The sequence below is a fragment of the Streptomyces barringtoniae genome (genome assembly GCF_020819595.1).
Classification (GTDB): Bacteria; Actinomycetota; Actinomycetes; order Streptomycetales; family Streptomycetaceae; genus Streptomyces; species Streptomyces barringtoniae.
This window is the reverse complement of record NZ_JAJHNP010000003.1, coordinates 1-17,927: the sequence shown is the minus strand read 5'-3', so window position 1 is coordinate 17,927 and position 17,927 is coordinate 1. Positions and strand designations below refer to the sequence as shown.

General features: G+C 68.5%; 18 protein-coding genes and 3 pseudogenes. 17 read left to right on the top strand and 4 right to left on the bottom strand.

What is annotated here, in order from left to right; all coding sequences use genetic code 11:
- Positions 1-2 precede the first annotated feature (2 nt).
- The 8 genes and pseudogenes from LMU33_RS41335 to LMU33_RS04855 all read left to right on the top strand — a co-directional run bounded on the left by LMU33_RS41335 (position 3) and on the right by LMU33_RS04855 (position 4,962).
- The gene (locus tag LMU33_RS41335; RefSeq protein ID WP_228617672.1) at positions 3-275 is read left to right on the top strand and encodes an SDR family NAD(P)-dependent oxidoreductase; all 273 of its coding nucleotides are present in this window, start codon (positions 3-5) and stop codon (positions 273-275) included.
- A gap of 463 nt (positions 276-738) precedes the next feature.
- Entirely contained in the window at positions 739-888 is a 150-nt protein-coding gene (locus LMU33_RS04880) for a hypothetical protein (protein ID WP_228617670.1), read from the top strand.
- 137 nt (positions 889-1,025) lie between these two features.
- Positions 1,026-1,304 (top strand): epoxide hydrolase N-terminal domain-containing protein, encoded by a 279-nt coding sequence (locus LMU33_RS04875; RefSeq protein WP_228617669.1) that lies wholly within the window; start codon positions 1,026-1,028, stop codon positions 1,302-1,304.
- Between the two features lie 29 nt (positions 1,305-1,333).
- Positions 1,334-1,495: pseudogene (locus LMU33_RS41895) on the top strand (epoxide hydrolase); the annotation flags it as partial.
- A gap of 211 nt (positions 1,496-1,706) precedes the next feature.
- On the top strand, positions 1,707-2,213 hold the full coding sequence (locus tag LMU33_RS04870) for a hypothetical protein (protein WP_228617667.1): 507 nt from the start codon (positions 1,707-1,709) through the stop codon (positions 2,211-2,213).
- Between the two features lie 444 nt (positions 2,214-2,657).
- A complete protein-coding gene (locus LMU33_RS04865; protein WP_228617665.1) occupies positions 2,658-3,338 on the top strand; it encodes a helix-turn-helix transcriptional regulator in 681 nt (226 codons plus the stop codon).
- 32 nt (positions 3,339-3,370) lie between these two features.
- Positions 3,371-3,925 carry a DUF3291 domain-containing protein gene (locus tag LMU33_RS04860; RefSeq protein ID WP_228617664.1) on the top strand — a complete coding sequence of 185 codons (555 nt, stop codon included), beginning with the start codon at positions 3,371-3,373 and terminating at the stop codon, positions 3,923-3,925.
- 653 nt (positions 3,926-4,578) lie between these two features.
- Positions 4,579-4,962: a hypothetical protein gene (locus tag LMU33_RS04855; RefSeq protein WP_228617662.1), complete on the top strand. Its 384-nt coding sequence runs from the start codon at positions 4,579-4,581 to the stop codon at positions 4,960-4,962.
- Between the two features lie 430 nt (positions 4,963-5,392).
- Here the strand turns inward: LMU33_RS04855 and LMU33_RS04850 are convergent, their stop codons facing one another.
- Positions 5,393-6,397, bottom strand: a complete 1,005-nt coding sequence (locus LMU33_RS04850; protein WP_228617660.1) for a hypothetical protein — start codon at positions 6,395-6,397, stop codon at positions 5,393-5,395.
- Between the two features lie 226 nt (positions 6,398-6,623).
- Here LMU33_RS04850 and LMU33_RS04845 point away from each other — a divergent pair.
- A pseudogene (locus LMU33_RS04845) lies at positions 6,624-6,992 on the top strand (HAD family hydrolase); the annotation flags it as partial.
- A gap of 584 nt (positions 6,993-7,576) precedes the next feature.
- Positions 7,577-8,245: a hypothetical protein gene (locus tag LMU33_RS04840; RefSeq protein WP_228617658.1), complete on the top strand. Its 669-nt coding sequence runs from the start codon at positions 7,577-7,579 to the stop codon at positions 8,243-8,245.
- A 65-nt stretch (positions 8,246-8,310) separates the two neighbouring features.
- On the opposite strand, the gene LMU33_RS04835 is transcribed toward LMU33_RS04840, so the two are convergent.
- Entirely contained in the window at positions 8,311-8,697 is a 387-nt protein-coding gene (locus LMU33_RS04835; protein WP_228617657.1) for a hypothetical protein, read from the bottom strand.
- A gap of 248 nt (positions 8,698-8,945) precedes the next feature.
- Here LMU33_RS04835 and LMU33_RS04830 point away from each other — a divergent pair, with 248 nt between their 5' ends.
- Together LMU33_RS04830 and LMU33_RS04825 are read left to right on the top strand one after the other, a co-directional pair.
- Positions 8,946-9,155, top strand: coding sequence for a hypothetical protein (locus LMU33_RS04830; RefSeq protein ID WP_228617656.1), 210 nt, complete (start codon positions 8,946-8,948; stop codon positions 9,153-9,155).
- A 699-nt stretch (positions 9,156-9,854) separates the two neighbouring features.
- Positions 9,855-10,082 (top strand): DUF5133 domain-containing protein, encoded by a 228-nt coding sequence (locus LMU33_RS04825; RefSeq protein WP_228617654.1) that lies wholly within the window; start codon positions 9,855-9,857, stop codon positions 10,080-10,082.
- 112 nt (positions 10,083-10,194) lie between these two features.
- Here LMU33_RS04825 and LMU33_RS04820 read toward each other — a convergent pair whose 3' ends face one another.
- Entirely contained in the window at positions 10,195-10,701 is a 507-nt protein-coding gene (locus tag LMU33_RS04820) for a hypothetical protein (protein WP_228617653.1), read from the bottom strand.
- 351 nt (positions 10,702-11,052) lie between these two features.
- Between LMU33_RS04820 and pdxR the strand changes: the two genes are divergently transcribed.
- Positions 11,053-12,492 carry a MocR-like pyridoxine biosynthesis transcription factor PdxR gene (gene pdxR / locus LMU33_RS04815; protein ID WP_228617651.1) on the top strand — a complete coding sequence of 480 codons (1,440 nt, stop codon included), beginning with the start codon at positions 11,053-11,055 and terminating at the stop codon, positions 12,490-12,492.
- Between the two features lie 182 nt (positions 12,493-12,674).
- On the opposite strand, the pseudogene LMU33_RS04810 reads toward pdxR, so the two are convergent.
- Positions 12,675-13,045 (bottom strand): annotated as a pseudogene (locus tag LMU33_RS04810) (LOG family protein).
- Positions 13,046-13,451: 406 nt separating this feature from the next.
- Between LMU33_RS04810 and LMU33_RS04805 the strand changes: the two are divergent.
- The 4 genes from LMU33_RS04805 to LMU33_RS04790 all read left to right on the top strand — a co-directional run.
- Positions 13,452-13,673, top strand: coding sequence for a hypothetical protein (locus tag LMU33_RS04805; RefSeq protein WP_228617649.1), 222 nt, complete (start codon positions 13,452-13,454; stop codon positions 13,671-13,673).
- A gap of 137 nt (positions 13,674-13,810) precedes the next feature.
- Entirely contained in the window at positions 13,811-14,374 is a 564-nt protein-coding gene (locus LMU33_RS04800; protein WP_228617648.1) for an ArsR/SmtB family transcription factor, read from the top strand.
- Positions 14,375-14,412: 38 nt separating this feature from the next.
- A complete protein-coding gene (locus tag LMU33_RS04795; protein ID WP_228617646.1) occupies positions 14,413-15,837 on the top strand; it encodes an alpha/beta hydrolase family protein in 1,425 nt (474 codons plus the stop codon).
- A gap of 632 nt (positions 15,838-16,469) precedes the next feature.
- Positions 16,470-17,927, top strand: a 1,458-nt coding sequence (locus LMU33_RS04790; protein ID WP_228617644.1) for a GAF domain-containing protein, incomplete at its 3' end; no start/stop codon positions are given.

The window sequence follows — 17,927 nt, the reverse complement described above, 5'->3', positions numbered from 1 at the left end:
TCGTGTTCGCCCGGGCAGTCCGCGACCGTTACGTTCACGTGGACATCCTGCTCCACAACGCCGGCATGTCCTCGATGGGCTCCTCCGGCACCTTGGGCTGGACCACCTGGCGGCGCATCGTGGACGCCAACCTCGACTCCGTCTTCCACCCCACCAAGGCCCTCCTGCCCGGTATGCAGGAGGTCGGCTGGGGGCGCATCCTCGTCATGGCCCAAACCACCTTCACGGCAGCGCCCCTGACCTCACCGCCCACACCACCAGCAAGGGCGGACTGATCGGCTTCGACCGGTTGACGGCTTCCGAGGTCGACCAGCACGGCGTCACCGTCAACGCAATCGCCCCAGCGTCGTTCACACCCCGGCACTGCTTCCGGCCTTCGCCTGAGACGCGGGTGGTCGGCACCTGCCGTCACTTCGCCACCATGGCCTGCGCCTTCTTGCGAGGGCGGGGCATAGCCGCTCGTGCCAGGTGGGTTTTGCCACCTACTTCGTGGAACTACGCGGCCTCGATCACTGGATCACCGAGTACTGGCACGCAGGCCAGGCTCGCTGGGTGCGTACCGACTCCGAGATCCTCGGCATGGGCCCAATACCGTAGCGGCTTGATCGACCCGGACACGTTCGGGGGGTAGCAGGCACCGATCACGCGTGGGGATGGGCTGAAATCAGCGGCAATGCCGTCCGAGACCTCGCCGCGCTCTGCAAGCACGAGACGCTGCCCTGGGACGAATGGGGCCGCATGACCGCAGCGTACGAAGACAAGACAGGACCCGAGTACGACCAGCTGATCGACACGGTTGCCGCTGCCTGTGCCAAAGACGACCCGCTGGCCTTGACCCGTCTGTTCGTCGACGAGGATCTGGCCATTCCTCAGCGCATCGTCGGGTAGGACGGGCGAGGGATCAGCCACCTGGCATCGCGGCAGTCGATGGAGGGCGCAGGCCACCCGGCAAGCGCAACGGACTTCCCGAAGACGGGCTGCACCAATTGACTCGATAGGCCGGCACTGCCGGACACGGGCGGGGAATGAGATCCGTACGCGACCGCCTGGCGCGCACGCGCTGGACCAATGAACTGCCTGCCGACCCCGATGCGGTACGGACTGTACCGGTGCAGCCCGGTTGGGAGCGCGGTGTTCCGCTGTCTTATGTCAAGGGTCTCGTCGACCGCTGGCGCACCACGTACGACTGGCGCGAGCACGAGGCGCGGCTCAACAAGTACCCGCACTTCACCCCCGAGATCGACAGGCAGACGATCCACTTCGTGCACGCACGCTCTCGCCGCACGAGGACGCCACACCGTTGATCCTCACCCATGGCTGGCCGAACACCTTCGTGGAGTACGTCGGCCTCATCGACGCGCTCACCGGCCCGGACGATCCGGCCGACGCCTTTCACGTCGTCATCCCCGACATGCCCGGGTTCGGCTTCTCCGGTCCCACCCACGAGGCGGGTTGGAACCGCCACCGCATCGCAGCCGCCTGGGCGGAGCTGATGCGGCGGCTGGGCTATCACCGCTACGGCGTGCACGGCAATGACGCGGGCGCCTACGTCGCACCCGAGCAGGGGCGGCAGAACCCGGACAACGTCATCGGCGTCCACGTGAACCAGCTTTTCTCCTTCCATAACGGTGCGCCGGGAGAGTTCGACGGCCTCACTGAGCAAGAGTTGAGGCCCTGCGGGGCAACGCGGCTGGATCGGCCAGCTGTTGGGCACGGCGGTGGATGCGGAGACGGTGCTGACCATCGCCAGCATCTACTGGTTCACCAATACCGGTGCGTCCTCGGCCCGCCTTTACCACGAGGAGCGTCACACCGAGCATCCCACCGAGCCGACGACCGCTCCGACGGGACTGGCGAGTTTCGCGTACGACTTCCGGCCCGTCCGGAAATTCGCCGAGCGCGACCACAGCAACATCGTCTCGTGGAGCGAGTTCGGCCGCGGCGGTCACTGGGCCACCCACGACGCCCCCGACCTGCTGGTGGCGGACCTGCGGCAGCTCTGCCGCGGACTGCGGACTACGGAAGAACTGAAGCGAAACAGGAGCCGGTGGGGCGACTGCCGCCCCACCGGCCGCACCTCGGCCCCGCGAGACCCTGTCGCCGAAACGGCGATCCGACAGAGCCTCGTCGGACAGGGCAAGGCTCAGGCGGCCTCCTGGCTCGAAGAGGCGCCAGCGAGCCCTACGGTACGACGACGGGGCTGTGCACCCTGACGCGCAGGGCCTGTTCGCGGCAGGTCTGGTCTCCCTAGGAATTGTCGTCAAATGTCACGCCCACATCAGCAGGGATGCGGGGGTGACGGCTGCCAGGCAGGACTCGGCCGTGCTGTCGTAAACGGGTGGCGATGCCATGCCACTGCTTCCGCCGGTTGAACACCGTTCCATCACGTTGCGCCGCTTGTAGATCTGCTGGTCGATGACCGAGGACTGGCCACCGGTCGGCCCGCTCGAGGATCGTGTGAACGACGCCCCGCCGACGGGGCCAGGCGCGGATCGCCCTCGAGCTGTAGCCCTTGTTGCCGATGACCTGAGAGGGCCTGGCCCGGAGCCGGCCCGGGCCGATGCGAGGCACCCTGATCGCCTCCATTGCGACGGACCGTAGCCGGGGCAGCGTTCTGCCCTTCTATCTCCAAGCTGTGTTGTTCCTAGAATGGCAGGGTGGAGGACATCGAAGCGATTGCGGCGTTGCAGGATCCAGTGCGGCGGCGCCTGTATGAGTATGTGGTGGCGCAGGGCCGTGAGGTCGGCCGCAACGAGGCCGCCGAGGCGGCCGGGGTGGCGCGCACGCTTGCTGCGCATCACCTGGACAGGCTGGCCGAGGTCGGGCTGCTGGAGAGCGGCAGCCGCCGCCTGACGGGCCGCTCGGGGCCAGGTGCGGGCCGTCCCGCCAAGGTGTACACGAGGGCGCGGGCCGAGCGGGCGGTGTCGCTGCCCGCCCGCGACTACCGCACCGCCGCCGAACTGCTCGCCGAGGCCGCCGAGCAGGCCGGGCTGGATGCCGGGCTCTGTACGGCGGCGCGCCGCCGGGGCGAGGCCCTCCGCGGCTCGGCGGCGCCGTGCGGCGGCCTCGACGAGGCCATGGAGATGCTGGCCGCCCGCGGCTACGAACCGCACCTGGAAGGCGTCGAGGGAGTGGCCGGGGAGGTTGCGCGTGTCGTCCGTATGCGCAACTGCCCCTTCCATGCCGTCGCCGAACGTTTCCCGCCGCTCGTCTGCGGCATGAATCTCGCGCTGCTGGAGGGGCTGCTCGGTACGGACGGTTCCGTCCGCGCCCGCATGGACGCCCGACCGGGGGAGTGCTGTGTGGTGGTCGAGGCTTCTAAAAGCAATATAGATTGACATAGAAACTCGGGCCGTGCTGGGATGTGGTCATGACGACATCCGCGCCTGCCGCCCACCTCGCCCAGCTCAACGTCGCCACGCTCCGTCATCCCCTCGACGACCCGCGCATGGCGCCGTTCGTCGAGCTGCTCGAGCCGGTCAACACGGCCGCCGACAGCGCGCAGGGTTTCGTGTGGCGGCTCGTGGAGGATGGGGCGGCCGACGCCACCGCCCTGCGCCCGGCGGGCGAGGACGTCATTGTCAACCTGACGGTGTGGGAGACCCAGGAGGCCCTGTGGGACTTCACCTATCGCAGCGGGCACTTGGAGGTGCTGCGGCGGCGCCGTGAATGGTTCGAGCGACACGTGGAGGCGCACCTGGTGCTCTGGTGGGTCCCGGCGGGGCACCTTCCGACCACCGGCGAGGCCCTGGAGCGGCTGGCGGACCTGCGGGCGCACGGCCCGTCCCCCCGCGCGTTCACCTTCGCCTCCCCCTACACCGCCGCCGAGGCCGCCCAGCACCTTCAGGCCGTGCCGCCGGCGCAGCCTGGGCCGGCCGCCCGGAACGCGCAGTCGGCGCCGGCCGAGGACGCGGCGGCGTTGTAGGGATGCTCAGTCCAGCAGGCCGGCGCTGTGGTGCCCGCGCTCCTTCGTGCGGCTGCCCGGCGATTGCGCAAACTGGTGGCGAGGGGTCTAGAACGGCGTTGTTGCCCAAGACGAGTCGTTGGGAATTCCGCGGTCCGATCACTTGGGCTGGCGGGGTTGCCCTCGGGGCGAGCACCAGATCGATGACTACGCTCTCGCTGGCCTCGTTACTGCCGTCCGCCGCGCGCTTGCCGGCAAGGGCGCGGCCCGCAGCCTCTCGGCCAACCTCATCCGCACCGCCCTCGAAAAGGTCCTGGCCCTCAGCGACGACGACAACCGGCACCTGAAGAACCTCCTGGACAGCACCGACCTGACCTCGTCATCGGCGTGGCCGGCACCGTCACCGACCGCCTGAAATTCATCCAGGCCCTGCGCAAGACTCTCGCCGATGAGCACCTTCGCAAGAACCTGCGCGAGGTCGACCAGTGCCACCCCATGGTCGCCAAGAACCCCAGGAGCGAGCTCGGACTCGACCCATGTCCTCCAAGCCCATCTCGAAGACCACCTCGGTGATGACGTCGTCTTGGAACACGAGCTCGAGGCACGTGGGGCGACTGGTTGCGTTTTTGGGCGCCGCTCGAAGGCGGTCCCTTCGGGTTGATGGACGCAGGTTGATGGACGCAGGGCCGCGCATGGCCGGCGGCTGCCGGGTGCTCAAGGACCAGTTTCCGGGGAAGTACCCGTTCCCGGTATGGCCTGAGGCGAGAGGCATTCTTCCCTTCGCCACGTCGCCCGGGGGTGACTTCCTCTGCTGGCTCGTTGACGGGCCGACTGACGACAGGCGCCTGGTGCTTTGGCCGCGTGACGACAGCCAGTCCCGGCTGAACGGCGGACTCCTCGGCACTTTGGTGTCCTGGCTGACCGGCGAACTGGACGAACCAGGGCTGCCCGCATGGGAGGGGGACGAGGGCGAGGTCGAAGAGGCGATGTCCGACTGCATCCTTTTCGAGCCCTGGCCTCAGGAGAAGACCCACGATTCACCGGAATCCGCGAGCTGAGCTTGGGGGCTCAGAGGCCTTCCAGGGACGGACGAAGTTCCGTAGGGCCTCGACCGGACAGCAGGAACACGGTGCGCCGTGGCGCTCGTGCAGGGCCTGGCGAGCCGCCCACTCCGCCACAACCGGGCGGCTCGCTGCGACCGAGGACGTCCGCGCAGACCCGACGGCCGGGACTGCCCGGTCCACGGCGTGCCCGGGTCGGCTGGAGCCCGTGCCGACGACGGGGCTCGGCCGGATGAGCGCGGTGGGCCTGATGCTGTCCGATCGCGCTGTTGGGTGTGGGCGCGCTGCCCTTCCGCCGGTCGGGCCGGGCGCCGGCCGCGGACCTGTCGGCCAGGCACAATCTGCAGGCGCACTGGCGCTCAGGGTTTGGCGAGGCCCTGCCCACGTGCGGCGGGTAAGGACGCCGCACGGTGACAACCGGTCTCGATCAGCGTGCCGTGCGGACCGGCAGACCGGACGTGCCCGGGATGCTGGAGGTGCCCGTGCCGCGGCAGCCCTTCGGGACCGCCGGGAACGCTGTGACCGCCTCCGGCGCACCCTTGCCGCCCTCGACACGGGTGACCAGCTCAGGTGCCGCCGTGTTCGCACCCGTTATCCGCGCCAGGATGCCGGCGTCTGCGGGCAGCGCGGGATGGTTCTTGTCCAGCGGCATCAGCACCGGCCCCTCCTTGCCGTCGTCGTAGATGGACGTGAAGGAGACCCGGGGCCCGCTGGGGCGGTTGCTCATGTGCGCCAGGGTGCCCGCCCCGATGGACTGCACGCGGGTCGCGGTGCACTTGTCCGCCGGGGGCTCACCGCCCGTCGCGGCTTGCGGGTCGAAGGAGGTGATGATGCCGTCCGCACTCAGGACGACGAAGATCGCCTTTCCGCCCGGGTCGACGATCTCCTCCCCGGCATAGACGTGGGACAGCCTGCCGTGGCCGTCGTCGACCGCGTGCGTCTGAAGAGTCAGGAACGCACCGCCCGCAGGCCGCTTCAGTTTCGCCCGCCACTGGTGCTTGCCGGTCTGCTCGACGATCGCGGTGTAGCCGCGGGCGATCGTGAACGTGCCGGGCCCGCGGAACTGGTTCTTGCCCGAGACGGCGATCCAGTCCCCGAAGTGCCCCTGCGGGGTGAGGAACGTGTACTCGCCGTTGTCCTGGAGCGCCGCGGTCTCACCGTTCGCGTCGATGACGCCGGTGCCGTAGTAGGTGACGATCCGGCCCCAGTAGTGGGAGGCCGAGACACGGTAGATCTCCACGAATCCGCCACCGGAGGCGAGCTGCTCGGTACGGACCATGGTGCCGCCCGGGTTCGGCCCGGCCACGACACCCTGGTGCGCGGCGGGTGCGGCCATGGCGGCAGGCACGGCGCCCACGACCGGGACGAGTACGGCGACCGTGGCGGCGCACAGCAGGCCGAGGCGCCGAGCGGTCGGACGGGTCAAGGACATGATTCCCCCTGGGAATGTGTAACGGTCGGTGGTTCATCCCCTCGCGCGCTGTGCCTTCCGGCGCCGGAGCGGGTCATCCGGTCACGATGTCCCTCGGTCGCCGCAACACTGGTCAGGCGCGCGACGTGATCATCCTCATCTGTCATCTTGGGTGGATCTGTGCCGGAATCGTCACTGCCACGTAACAGGTGGGAGGGCACTCGACCGCGCAGCCGCGGCTTCAGCGGTGTCGGGAAGCGCCTGGCATGGCGCGGCGTCGTGCTGTGCAATTGCCGACTGGGCGGAGCGGTACGGGCTGGATGCAGATGAGGTCTACCAGGTCGCTTTGCGGACGCGGCTGATGGAAACATCCGCTTAGTCACTGTGGACCGAGATCTGGATGAGTGCCTGGCCATGCCGCATGAGGGGGAGGACGAAGACGTCCGCTCCGGCGTCCATGCGGTTTGCGACGGTGCGTTCGAGCTGCTGCAGGGTTTGCCATCGGAGTGCTGGGCGCTGGTGACCTCGAACAACGAGCACCGGGTGCGCGGTCGTTTCCTACGGACGGGTTTGCCGGTGCCGGGGGGTGATCGTGGACGCGGCCCCTGTTGAGGAGGACTCCGCCCCCACCCGCCCCGCAGACCAAACACGGGCCGCCCACAACCGCACACCGATCGACCTGACCGTCCCCGAGATCCGCCGACTCATCGGCACGCTGTTCGTGCCGCCTACGCGGACACCCTCACCACGCTGCTGCATGCCGTCCCTCCCGGGAACGAGTTTTGCATTCAGAGGCGCGGCCGTGCGGCTGCGGGAACTGCAGGTCGCCTGGAACCTGAGCTGCGAGCTGGACTGAGAGCCCTCATCTCCGGCCATGAGCCGACGAGTGGCTCTCCGATGAGCGCTCCCTCGGCCGGCTCCAACTCGGGCAGGATTGACTTATCGCGCCAACACATAGCGCCTGCCGACTTGGTACAGAGAATGTCCAGGCAGTACGCGCCATTGATGCCGAAGTCGGCGAGCTGGTAGAAGCCGCCCGTGCCGGCCTTGGTGGCGATCCTCTCCAGCAGCGACGGTACGTTCGGATATTCAGGCATGCGGAATAGGGCAGCCGTTTCAGCTCGACCTGGCGCGATGCCGCGAGACGCGCAGAGGGGCCCGAGCCCGCTGTCCTTCGGGCTAGTCGGTAGCGTCGCCCTGGTGAATCTCAACCTCTTCAACGATGTGCCTGATGGCTTGACTCGACGAGCCCGATCGTTCGTCCGCGCCCACGGCGCCAAGGCCGACGTCCGGCCCGTGGAGGGGCACAGGCAGTGGTGGCTGGAGCGAGACGTCCCCCCAGCAGTGATCGACCGAATGGCGGCCTACCAGCAGAGGTGGGGCGGTCTGGTCCTGCCACCCGCATCGCAGTACGACGGCGGCCCCAAGTACCTCGATCCGGACTCGCCCGAATCAGACTCAGCAGGGTGGTGGTTCGAAGCCGGGATGCAGCGGACCGCGGTCCCCTACTCATTCATGATCAGTCCGTCTGGTGAGTTCGGAATCCATGCAGATGGGTGGGCGCCTCTCCACGCGACCATCGAGGGCTGGGTGGAATCGCTCGCACTGGCCCACCACGCATACATGTGGGCGAAGCAGGTCACCAAGCTCGTCGGCGATGACATCGATGGCATCGAGCTGAACGGGTTCGAGCAGGTACGCGAGGTTATGGGCCTCGCAGACACCTGGTGGAGAGGCCCTGACTCTCTGGTGGCGTTCTATACCGGGGAGGCTGAGGCCCTCGGCTTCCCCGGAGGCCGCCTCGCGATGATCTACTCGGGACTTGATGAGTGGGGGCTGCGAGGAGGCGTCGAGCCAGGCGATAGCTGAGATCTCTTGGGAACGACCAAGTCTCAGGCGCTGTTTAGTGAGTTAAGGTTCGCCGAGCTGGCGGATCACGCATCAGATGCAATTCCCCGGGGCCGCCCGCCCTTGCCCGGCACACGGCGGTCCGCGGCGTAGTGGGTTCCGAAAGACACCGCGAGCGCGGCCGCGGCGGCCGCCGGGTGGACCCGGATGCCGAGCGCGCGGCGCCAGCTCCGGCCACGATCGCATGCGTGGCCGATGTAGGTCAGGCAGTGGTGAAGGCGCGCTTTACGGCCATCAACCGTGCCGTGGGTAGTCTTCTCCTCGATAACTGGGTCCTGGTATGTGACCGGGTGGTCGTCAGAGGCGCCCTTCACGCAGGCACCGAAATTCGCCTGGATCCAAAAGTCCCCGATCGCGCTGCCGACGCGGGTCAGTCCCAGCAGGGCGGCGAAGACGGCGGGGCGATGCTGCATGCTGGATTTCTACTGACCTCGAACGGGGTTGGGAGTGGGCGGCCGGCCCTTTGCCGATGCGCGGGCCGCCCAGCAGCTCCGTCCCCGGTCGCACAGGGCCGGGGGGGCGGAGCTGTCTGGACATCTCATGTCGTTGCTGGGTCAAGTCGAGTCGCGAACGATCACGAGGTGGTGTTACTCGTGCCCGCCCCGCGCTGTCAGCCGGCCGAGGGATGGCGGTAGCGTCCTGCATGCTTGACCGTCCTGACGTGTCGGTGATGCTGCGAGACGGGCTGCAAACTCGTGCCCAGACCTGGGACTTCGTGCGCTGGTTCGCCGATGCGTGGATGGGCTGCCCCTTGCGCTCAGAAGACGACTGCGTCAAGGACGAGTTGGCGGCTGCGGAGACTGACCTGGGCTTTGAGCTCCCGGCTGCCTTGCGTGAGGTTTCGCGCTCATCGGCCGACGGGACGATCTGACCCGGCGGCAGGATCCCCTGGTCCGGCCCTCCGGGCTCTACGTCGATGAGGTCTTGAAGGCGCGGCGCGGGCGGCGCATCGCCTGCGGGAGCAGACACGGCGGTGGCTGGTCGGCAATCCGTGGGTGCAGGTGTCGCTCGTAGCCAAGTGACCAACGTCGTTACCGAACTGCGCGGCGTGCTCCTGCAGAGCGATCTCGCGGACATGGCCGATCGGCCTGAGGGTCGGGAGCGGCATGCCGCGCTGTCGATGACGCTGGGCAAGGAGGGCTGTCGGCCGCTGTGGCCGCGGGCGCCTGGGTAGCCTGCCGCGTGGCAGATACGGCAGATCGGGAAACTGCTGCGGCAGGCGGAGGTCCCGGTCATCTTCCCGGCCGCGCACACCGCAGCCATGGCCGCGGCCGCCACCCTGGAGCCGGCCCGACGACAGCACGCTGGACCGCGACCGGGACATCCTCGTGCCCACCGGGCTGCGGTGACGCGGAGCGACGCCAGGAGATCCGACGCGGCGTCACCGTTGGTGCGGGACAAACGCGGCAGAGCTTGGCCCGGGGATGCTGCTCCAGGCCCTGCCTCCGACTGAGTTCGTGCTGGTTCGGAGCCCTCGCATGTCCGGGCACCATGGGAATGGTGTGCGGGAGGCGGGGCACATGGGTCGGTGACAGGCGCAAGCGATTGGTGATTGCAAGGGAGGCTTGTGATGCTCATGGCGCACCCCGCGGTGCTGAAGAACTTGGTCGAGCAGTACGAGACGCTGCGTGTCCTGCAGGCGGAGGAGGGGCATGAGGAGGTGCGGCGGCGGATGGACGACATTGCTTACACGCTGTGTGTGTCGACTGGTACCAGCGATATCGACGCCGCTCTCATCGCGGCCCGGCACCGTCTGCCTGGTGCCCGTGTCGAGGACGACTCGCTCCTTGCCACCTGACTGCTTGGTTGATCGGTCGCCGATAACCATCGAGCTGCCGACTTTCACCAGCCTTGAGGAGTTGGCGACGATCCTGGGCTGCTCGCCTGCCTCGTCAGCAGCTGACGGGTTGTCAATGCGGGCACGTTGGCCTTACGACATCCAGCCCTTGATCTCCTCGGGGACCACCGTCCGTCCGTCCGTCGCGGGCGATACGCTCGGCGAGGACGGCAGCTTCCTGGAAGTCGACAGTCACCACGGCGCCGTTCACGGTCGGGTGCGAGGCTGCGCAGACCGCGGCGAACAGCTCGTTGGCGTATTCCAGCGCCGGCACACGGATGAGCTGGTGCATGAGCGCGGTGGCCCGGTGATCCGGGTACGGGTACGGGTAAGGGTCCTTCACCTTGTCGGTGTGCCGTGCCACCGCGGCCTGGAGACTGCTGAAGTCGACCACGTCCGGGCCACCGGGAAGGTGCCGGTGCGCGACGTCCAGCAGCCACGCATATTCCTGCGTGAAGTGTGCCGCCGCGCCGAGGAAGCGGTGGCGCAGGTCGTTGCCTTCGCCGGCAAGGACCTGGCGGGCGTAGCCGGACACGTCCGTGCCGACGGCCTTTGCGCGCTCTTCGATCGTGGCGTACACATCTCTTCGTCCACGCGTTGGTGGATGCCAAGGACATCTGCCAGGCACGCGGCTTCGGGACCGAGTTCCACCACACCGAGAACACCCGGGCAGAGCCGAACGCCTGTCGATCCTCGCCCACTGAGCGTCAGTCAACGACACACCGGACCAACGATCGGATGATCCGAAGGAAACGGCCTGGCGTCGCACCGGCCTGGTCACCCCGCTTCGCCGTGAGCGCGACCAGGGGACCCAACTCCCAGCGTGGCAAGAACGACACAAACGATCACGCCGACCAGTCCGCGCTTGGTGCGCAGTGCGGTCCAATGGGACGACTGGCCGGTCAATGGTATGGGAGTATGGTTCATTTACATGACAGATCCCCGGACCAATTCTGCGGCCGGTCTGCCCCTCGCGTTCGGTGTCGACCTGCATCTGGAGCTGCGCGGACCCGGGCTGCGCGCAGGGCTCACGGACGCCTTGAGGGAGGCCGTGCGCACGGGGCGTCTGGTGCCCGGCAGCCGGCTGCCGGCCTCCCGCTCACTCGCCGCGGATCTCGGCGTCTCTCGTAACACCGTGGTCGAGGCCTACGCCGAGCTGGTCGCTGAGGGCTGGCTCACCGCCCAGCAGGGCTCCGGGACCCGGGTGGCCACCCGGGTCGAGCCGCACAGGGCTGCGCCCGACTCTCCTCGCGCGAGGCCGGACGAGCCCCGTCTCCGGTATGGCCTGTGGACCGGTGCACCGGACCTCGCGACCTTTCCGCGCACGCAGTGGCTCACCGTGGCCCGCCGGGCTTTGACCGCTGCGCCGCACGACGCCTTCGGCTACGGCGACGCCCGTGGCCGTGTGGAGCTGCGCACCGCACTCGCGGACTACCTGGCGCGGGCCCGCGGGGTGTACGCCGAGCCGGATCGGATCGTCATCAGTTCCGGTTTCCACCACGGCCTGGCGCTGATGGCGCAGGCGCTCACGGTACGGCGGGTGCGAGCGGTGGCGGTCGAGGCCTACGGACTCGACCTGTTTCGCGAACTGCTGGCCAACGCCGGTCTCCACACCCCGCCCCTCTACGTCGACGACCATGGCGCACGCATCGACGACCTCGCGCGACTGCGCGAAGTGGGGGCGGTGCTGATGACCCCGGCGCACCAGTACCCGACAGGGGTCGCGCTCCGCCCGGACCGGCGCACCGCTGCCGTCGAGTGGGCACGCGCCACGGGCGGCTTGATCCTTGAGGACGACTATGACGGGGAGTTCCGATACGACCGTCAGCCGGTGGGGGCCCTGCAAGGCCTCGATCCCGAGAGCGTCGTGTACTTCGGTTCCGTGAGCAAGTCCCTGGCGCCGGGGGTACGGCTCGGATGGATGGTGCTGCCGGAGGAACTCGTCCCGGAGATCGTGGCGGCCAAAGGGCACGGCGACTACATGACGAGCGCCCTGGAGCAGCTGACACTGGCGGAATTCATCGCCTCGGGTGCGTACGACCGTCATGTGCGCTCGATGCGGCTGCGCTACCGGCGTCGCCGCGATCAGCTGGTCGAGGTCCTGCGCCAGAGGGCTCCCGGCATTCGTGTGACCGGGATGGCTGCAGGACTGCAGACGGTCCTCGAACTCCCGCGTGGAACCGAAAACTCGGTGGTCCAGGCCGCGGCCCGGCAAGGTCTGGCGATCAGGGGGTTGACGCAGTTCCGCTATGAAGTGGACGACTGCGGATGGCAGTTGCCCGAACGGGACGCCCTTGTGGTCAACTACGCTGCGCCCTCGGACAGCGCGTGGGCAGGCGTACTGGACGCACTGTGCAGGGTGCTGCCCTAGAAGGGGTTCCAAGGGCGGAGCGGATGCGCCTCTGCCCGGTTCGGGAGCGTCCCTGCCGAGATGCGAGGCGCTGGGGCCGTCGGCCTCGGGTGCCGGGCCGCCCGTGCCGGAGTCGGCGCGATCTCTCAGGCGGGAAGCCGTGCTGTCACGATTTCGCCATCCGTTCCAACGCACTTCTCCACCTAGGCGTGTGCGCCGGCGGCCGGGACAGCGGCGAAGACCAGCTCTCCAAGGGGCATGGCATCAGCCCCTGCTCGTCCATGCGCCGGAGCTGGAGTATCAGCCCGTCGTGGAAGCCCGCCGTGTTCAGCAGCACCACGGGGTCGTCGTACAGGCCGTGCTTCCTCAGTTCCGGGACCTCGATCCCTTCGTCCAACGTGCCCGCGCCGCCGGGCATCACCACTACTGCGTCGGACTCGGCGAGCAACCGTGCCTTCCGTTCAGCGAGATCCCTGGCGAACGGCATTTCGTCGGCGTCCTTCTTGACCCACTCGACCTTCATCAGCCTGGTATCGGATTCGCCCCACACCAAGGTGTGGCCACCCCTGCCGATGAGGACCGGACCGTATCGCGCGTCCGTCTATGGGTGTGGACGATTTTCTGAGCAAAAGACCGGGCCACTTCGCGTCGAACGGCCAGGCAGGCCCCTGGGCGCCGTCTGTCAGACCGTTTGCACCGCGAAGCCGGAGCGCCACGCCGCATGCTCGGGGCGCCGCGTCGGCGCCGTCTGCCGATCGGCGGTACGTCCGGTGCCGATGACGTGGGCGCCGACCTCTTGTGCGAGCTGCGCAACGATCGCCCCGACTGCGCCGGCCGGCCGACGTCGACTTCACGGTGGGCGCGAGTCTGCCGATGCCGGGCCTGACCGCATGGCAGGGACTGTTCGAGCACGGCCGCCTTCAGGCGGCGGAGACATCGGGAATCGGTCCGCAGGCCTGATCCATGCCGGAGGAACGTTGGTGTCCATCGCCGGTCCGCCTGAGGTGCGTCCAGCGAACGGCCTGGCGATCGATTTCGTTGTCGTGCCCGATCGTGCCCAACTGGGTGAGATCGTCCAGCGGGTGCGGGACGGACGGCTGCGGACGAACATCGGCAACGTCTCGACCCTCGATGACGCCGTTGCGGCTTTCAACCCGACCGAGTGGATCACCGGGAAGACGATCATCAGTGTTCGTCCGTGAGCAACACGCGCCCATCGACTAATCACGACTGAAGACAGCCCAAGGTCGGCGATCTGCGGCGAGGTGATGGAGTGGTCCACATCTGAGAGTTGCAAGGGTTCCTTGCAAAGGGCCTTTGCAACTCGTAGGCTCTCGGCATGGCCGAACAACCGCCTGCCCAGGAGATCACCGATGTCGAGGCGCTGCGCGCCTTCGCGCACCCGATGCGGCAGAAGATCGAGCAATGCCTGCGCCGGGGGCCGGCCAACTCTTCCTCGCTCGCACGCGAGTTGGGTGAGAGCACGGGCCTGATCAGCTACCACCTGCGGCAGCTGGCCAAGCACGGCTTCGTCGAGGAGGTCCCGGAGCTGGCAAAGGGGCGGGAGCGGTGGTGGCGGGCGGTGGCGGGGGACCGGCGGTTTCCGCCGTACAGCCGACAGACGCCGGAGATGCGCGAGGCGCTGACCGAGATGCACCGGCTGAACCTCGCCGAACTGATCGACTCCGCCCGGCGGTTCGAGGAGGCGCGCGACACGCTGGGGCCCTGGGCCGACGCGGCGCTCTTCTCGCGCGCCACGCTCCGGGTCGACCCCGGCCAACTCCGCGCGTTCTTCGAGGAGTACATCGCGCTCCTCTACCGGTACTCGGCCCCGGAGGGCGAGGCAGCGCCCGGGGCGCGGACCGTGCTCGTCCGGCTGCTCGGAATTCCCGAGACCGACTGAACGCGCGACCCAACCGACAACGAAAGGAGAGGCGCGCCGTGCCGCTCCCGGCTACGTCCGCATCACTGATACGGGCCGTACTGGCTGTCCTGTCCGGGGCGTTGGCCAGCGCCCTCCTCCTGCCGGCCGCACCAGTGGCGTACGCCGGCGGGGACGGACTGGTCCGCCAGGAGGTCACCTTCCGGGGCGGCGGTGGGCTCCTCCTGCACGGCACCATCCTCAGCAAGGACGGACCACCTGGCCCAGGACCTGGCATCGTGCTCGTCGGCGGCTCGGGTGCCGGGCCCCGGCAGGAGTACCGGCAGGAGGCCGAGGCGTTCGCACGGGCCGGGATCACCACGCTCGTCTACGACAAACGGACCGTCGGCTACTCCCTGCTCCACCGGAACCTCGGCCTGCTGGCCGACGACGCGCTCGCCGGAGTGCGGCTGTTGCAGTCCAGCAGCGGGGTGAACCCACGCCAGGTCGGACTGTGGGGGTTCAGCGAGGGGGGCTGGGTCGCGCCGCTGGCCGCGTCGCGCTCGGCCGACGTAGCGTTCGTTGTCACCATCGGCGGGTCCGGCTACGACCCGCTGCGGACCGAGACCTGGAACCTCACCACGCATCTGCGCCACCGGGGGGTGGGCGGACCGTTCCGTCGCACCGTGGCAGGTCCCACCGCCCAATTCATGGCCTCGACCGGTCTGTTCCCCGCGGCCGGCTACGACCCCGTGCGGGTGCTCGAGCGGCTCCACCGATCGCCGGTGCTGGCGCTGTGGGGCGAGCACGACACGCAGGTGCCGCCCCAGGAGAGCGCACGGATCTTCCGCGAGACCCTGGCCAGGGCGGGCAACCGGCACGTGGTCATCCGCTTCATCGCGGGCGGTGCGCACAACGGGCACCGAACGTCGGACGGCTTCGACCGGATCGGCGGCCCCCTCTTCCACGGCAAGAAGCTGGGGGAGCTTGCCCCGGGCTATGCACAGACCATGACCTCATGGGTGCGGGCCGTCGCCGCCGGCCACCCACTGACGTCGAGCGCCACCCCCGCACCCGGACAGGCACTCACCACCACCCCCGTACCGGGCCACGCCTGGTACGCCTGGCTCGCCCCGGCGTTGCTGCTCCTCGGCTTCGCCGCCTATCCGGTAAGTGCCCTCCTGCGCCGGGGCCCAGTCCTGCGCCCGGTGCGATGGCTGGCCGGGCTCGGCCTGCTCGCGGTCGTGGCGGCGGTAGCCTGCCCGTTCGCCGTCTTCGTGGCCGGGGACAGTGCGGCGGCACCCGTGGCGTGGGGCCGTCCGGCGGTGTGGCTGGTGGTGCAGGGCCTCGCCGTCGCCGTGGTGGCGTCCGCAGGTGTCTCGGCAGCCGCGCTCTGGCGCCGACGGCCGACGCCGAGCTGGGCGGCCTGGCTGCGCGTGGCCCCGGTCGGGCTGGCCGCGGTCGGGTTTGTGCCATGGGCGGTGTGGTGGGGTGTTTCTGGGTGACGGCCGTCGTCCCACTACGACAAGAGAGCGACCTGGCCGGACTCCATCTCCGCGCAGCGCCCGGCGAGATCAGCAGCCTCCTGAAGGTCCCTTGATCACGACCGAAGACAGTCCCTGGCTAGGGGGACGAAGAACAACCCTCTTCCGGTGACAGCGGCCGGTACCGGAGTTCGTGGCAGATCTTGGCGACCCGATCGGCCCGTGCCTGACGATGCTGCAGACTGAGGATCACATGACCGGTGGCGCGGCCGACGCGCCACCGCGCGGCACAAGACGTGTCGAGAAATCCGAAAAAATGACGGGCCTGGAATATGCGCCCGGCTGGAACGCTGGATTCAAGTGCCGTCTGCATCGCGATACGCATGCGCGTTACATCCCACGCTGTCCGCGGGATCCGGTTGAGGTACCGTCCTGGAGCGCGTCGAGGGTGATGATCGCGTCGCTCCACCACTGTTGCGCACGGAATGTTCCGCCGCAGCGGCAATCTCCCTGCAGGTAGCCTGCTATCGGCTGGTGTCCAGCTTTGCTCCCTGTCGCATGCCACTGCTGGTGGACGCGACCTGCTCTACGGCAGATAGTGTTGTTGAAGGACGACGAGGTCATATCGCTCGACGATGGGTAGTGAGCGGCAAATGGACGCCTCGGACGAACATATTCAGATGGCTACACCGTCGGCTCTCTTGACCCTGGACGGTGTCATCCGCTCCCTCAACGCCGCGATGGCCACTCAACTGGGCAGGCCGTGGGAACAGTGCGTGGGTCATGGCTTCGTTGATCTACTCCCCGAGGACCAGCGCGTCTCGGCTGAGGGCCTGCTGACGCACGGGGCCACTACGAAGAGGCTTGCGATGCGTGTGCTGGAATTTCCCGGCACGAGCACCGCATCTTTGGTCTGCCTCGTCGAGGCGCGAGCGGTGACGGATTCCTCGAGCGGCGAGCGGCTTGTCTGGGTGCATTCGTTGGACGCGGGACACGACCTCGGTGGTCTACTGATTCCATTCCAGCTTGCAGCGAAGGCTGCCGACCTCGGCCTCTGCATGTGTTCCTCCGACGAGCACCAGGTGGAGTGGCTGGGGGGCGCACCCGCCCTGGCCGCCCTCTTCCCGCAGGCGTCGGTGCCGCGGTCCAAGATGATCAGTCGAGTGCACCCTGATGACCGGAAGGACGTACAGCGGCTTGTGCGCCCGGCCGCCGCCCAGTCCCCGTGGATCAGGTCCCGGTTCCTCACCGAGCACGACGGCTGGCGTGTTCTCGCAGGCCAGGTCCGCCGGATCCAGTTGGGATACGGCGGCCCCGAACGGGTCTTTGCGGTGATCCGCGACGACACCCAGTCGGAGGCACACCGCCAAGAGACGCTGGCCGAGGCGAGCGCGGAGCGGGAGCGCGCCGACGGGATCACCGCGTTCTCCTCCGCCCTGTTCAGCGCCGCCACCGAGCAGGAACTGCAGCAGGTTGTCCTGGCCCGGCTCGCCGCGGCCGTCGGAGGTTCCGGCGCCCTCTTCGCACTCGTCGAGGATGGTCGATTGCGGGTCTCCTCGGATGCCGGGATCCCCACGTGGGAGGTCGAGGCTCTGCTCGGCCTGTCGCTGGATGAGGACCGGCCGTTGCCCTACGTGATCCGTACCGGTCAGGCGCAGTTCTTCCGCAACCACGAGGAGCTTGCTCGCCGGTGGCTGGATGATGACGGTCTGCCCCTGCCGGGCCCCGCCCCCGGCACCGCCCTTTCGATCACCCCCCTCAGCCCGGTGGGCGACCGGCCGCTCGGGGCCTGGGCGGTGACGTACGACGGTGAGCACCCTCCGTCCCCAGAGAAGCTCGCCTTCATGACGACTCTGGCCGAATTGGCAGGCCAGGCACTGAAGGCCATCAGGTTGCAACAAGCCCACGTCGAGCTGTCGATGGCGCTCCAAGAGAGCATGCTCCCGACGCTGCCGGAGCACCTCCCAGGCCTGGAGATCGCTGCCCGCTATCTGCCCAGTCGGGATGGGCTGGACATCGGCGGAGACTGGTATGACGCGTTCTTCCTACCCGACGGTGCGGTCGCACTGGAAATCGGCGACGCTCAAGGACACGACGTGGATGCCGCGGCT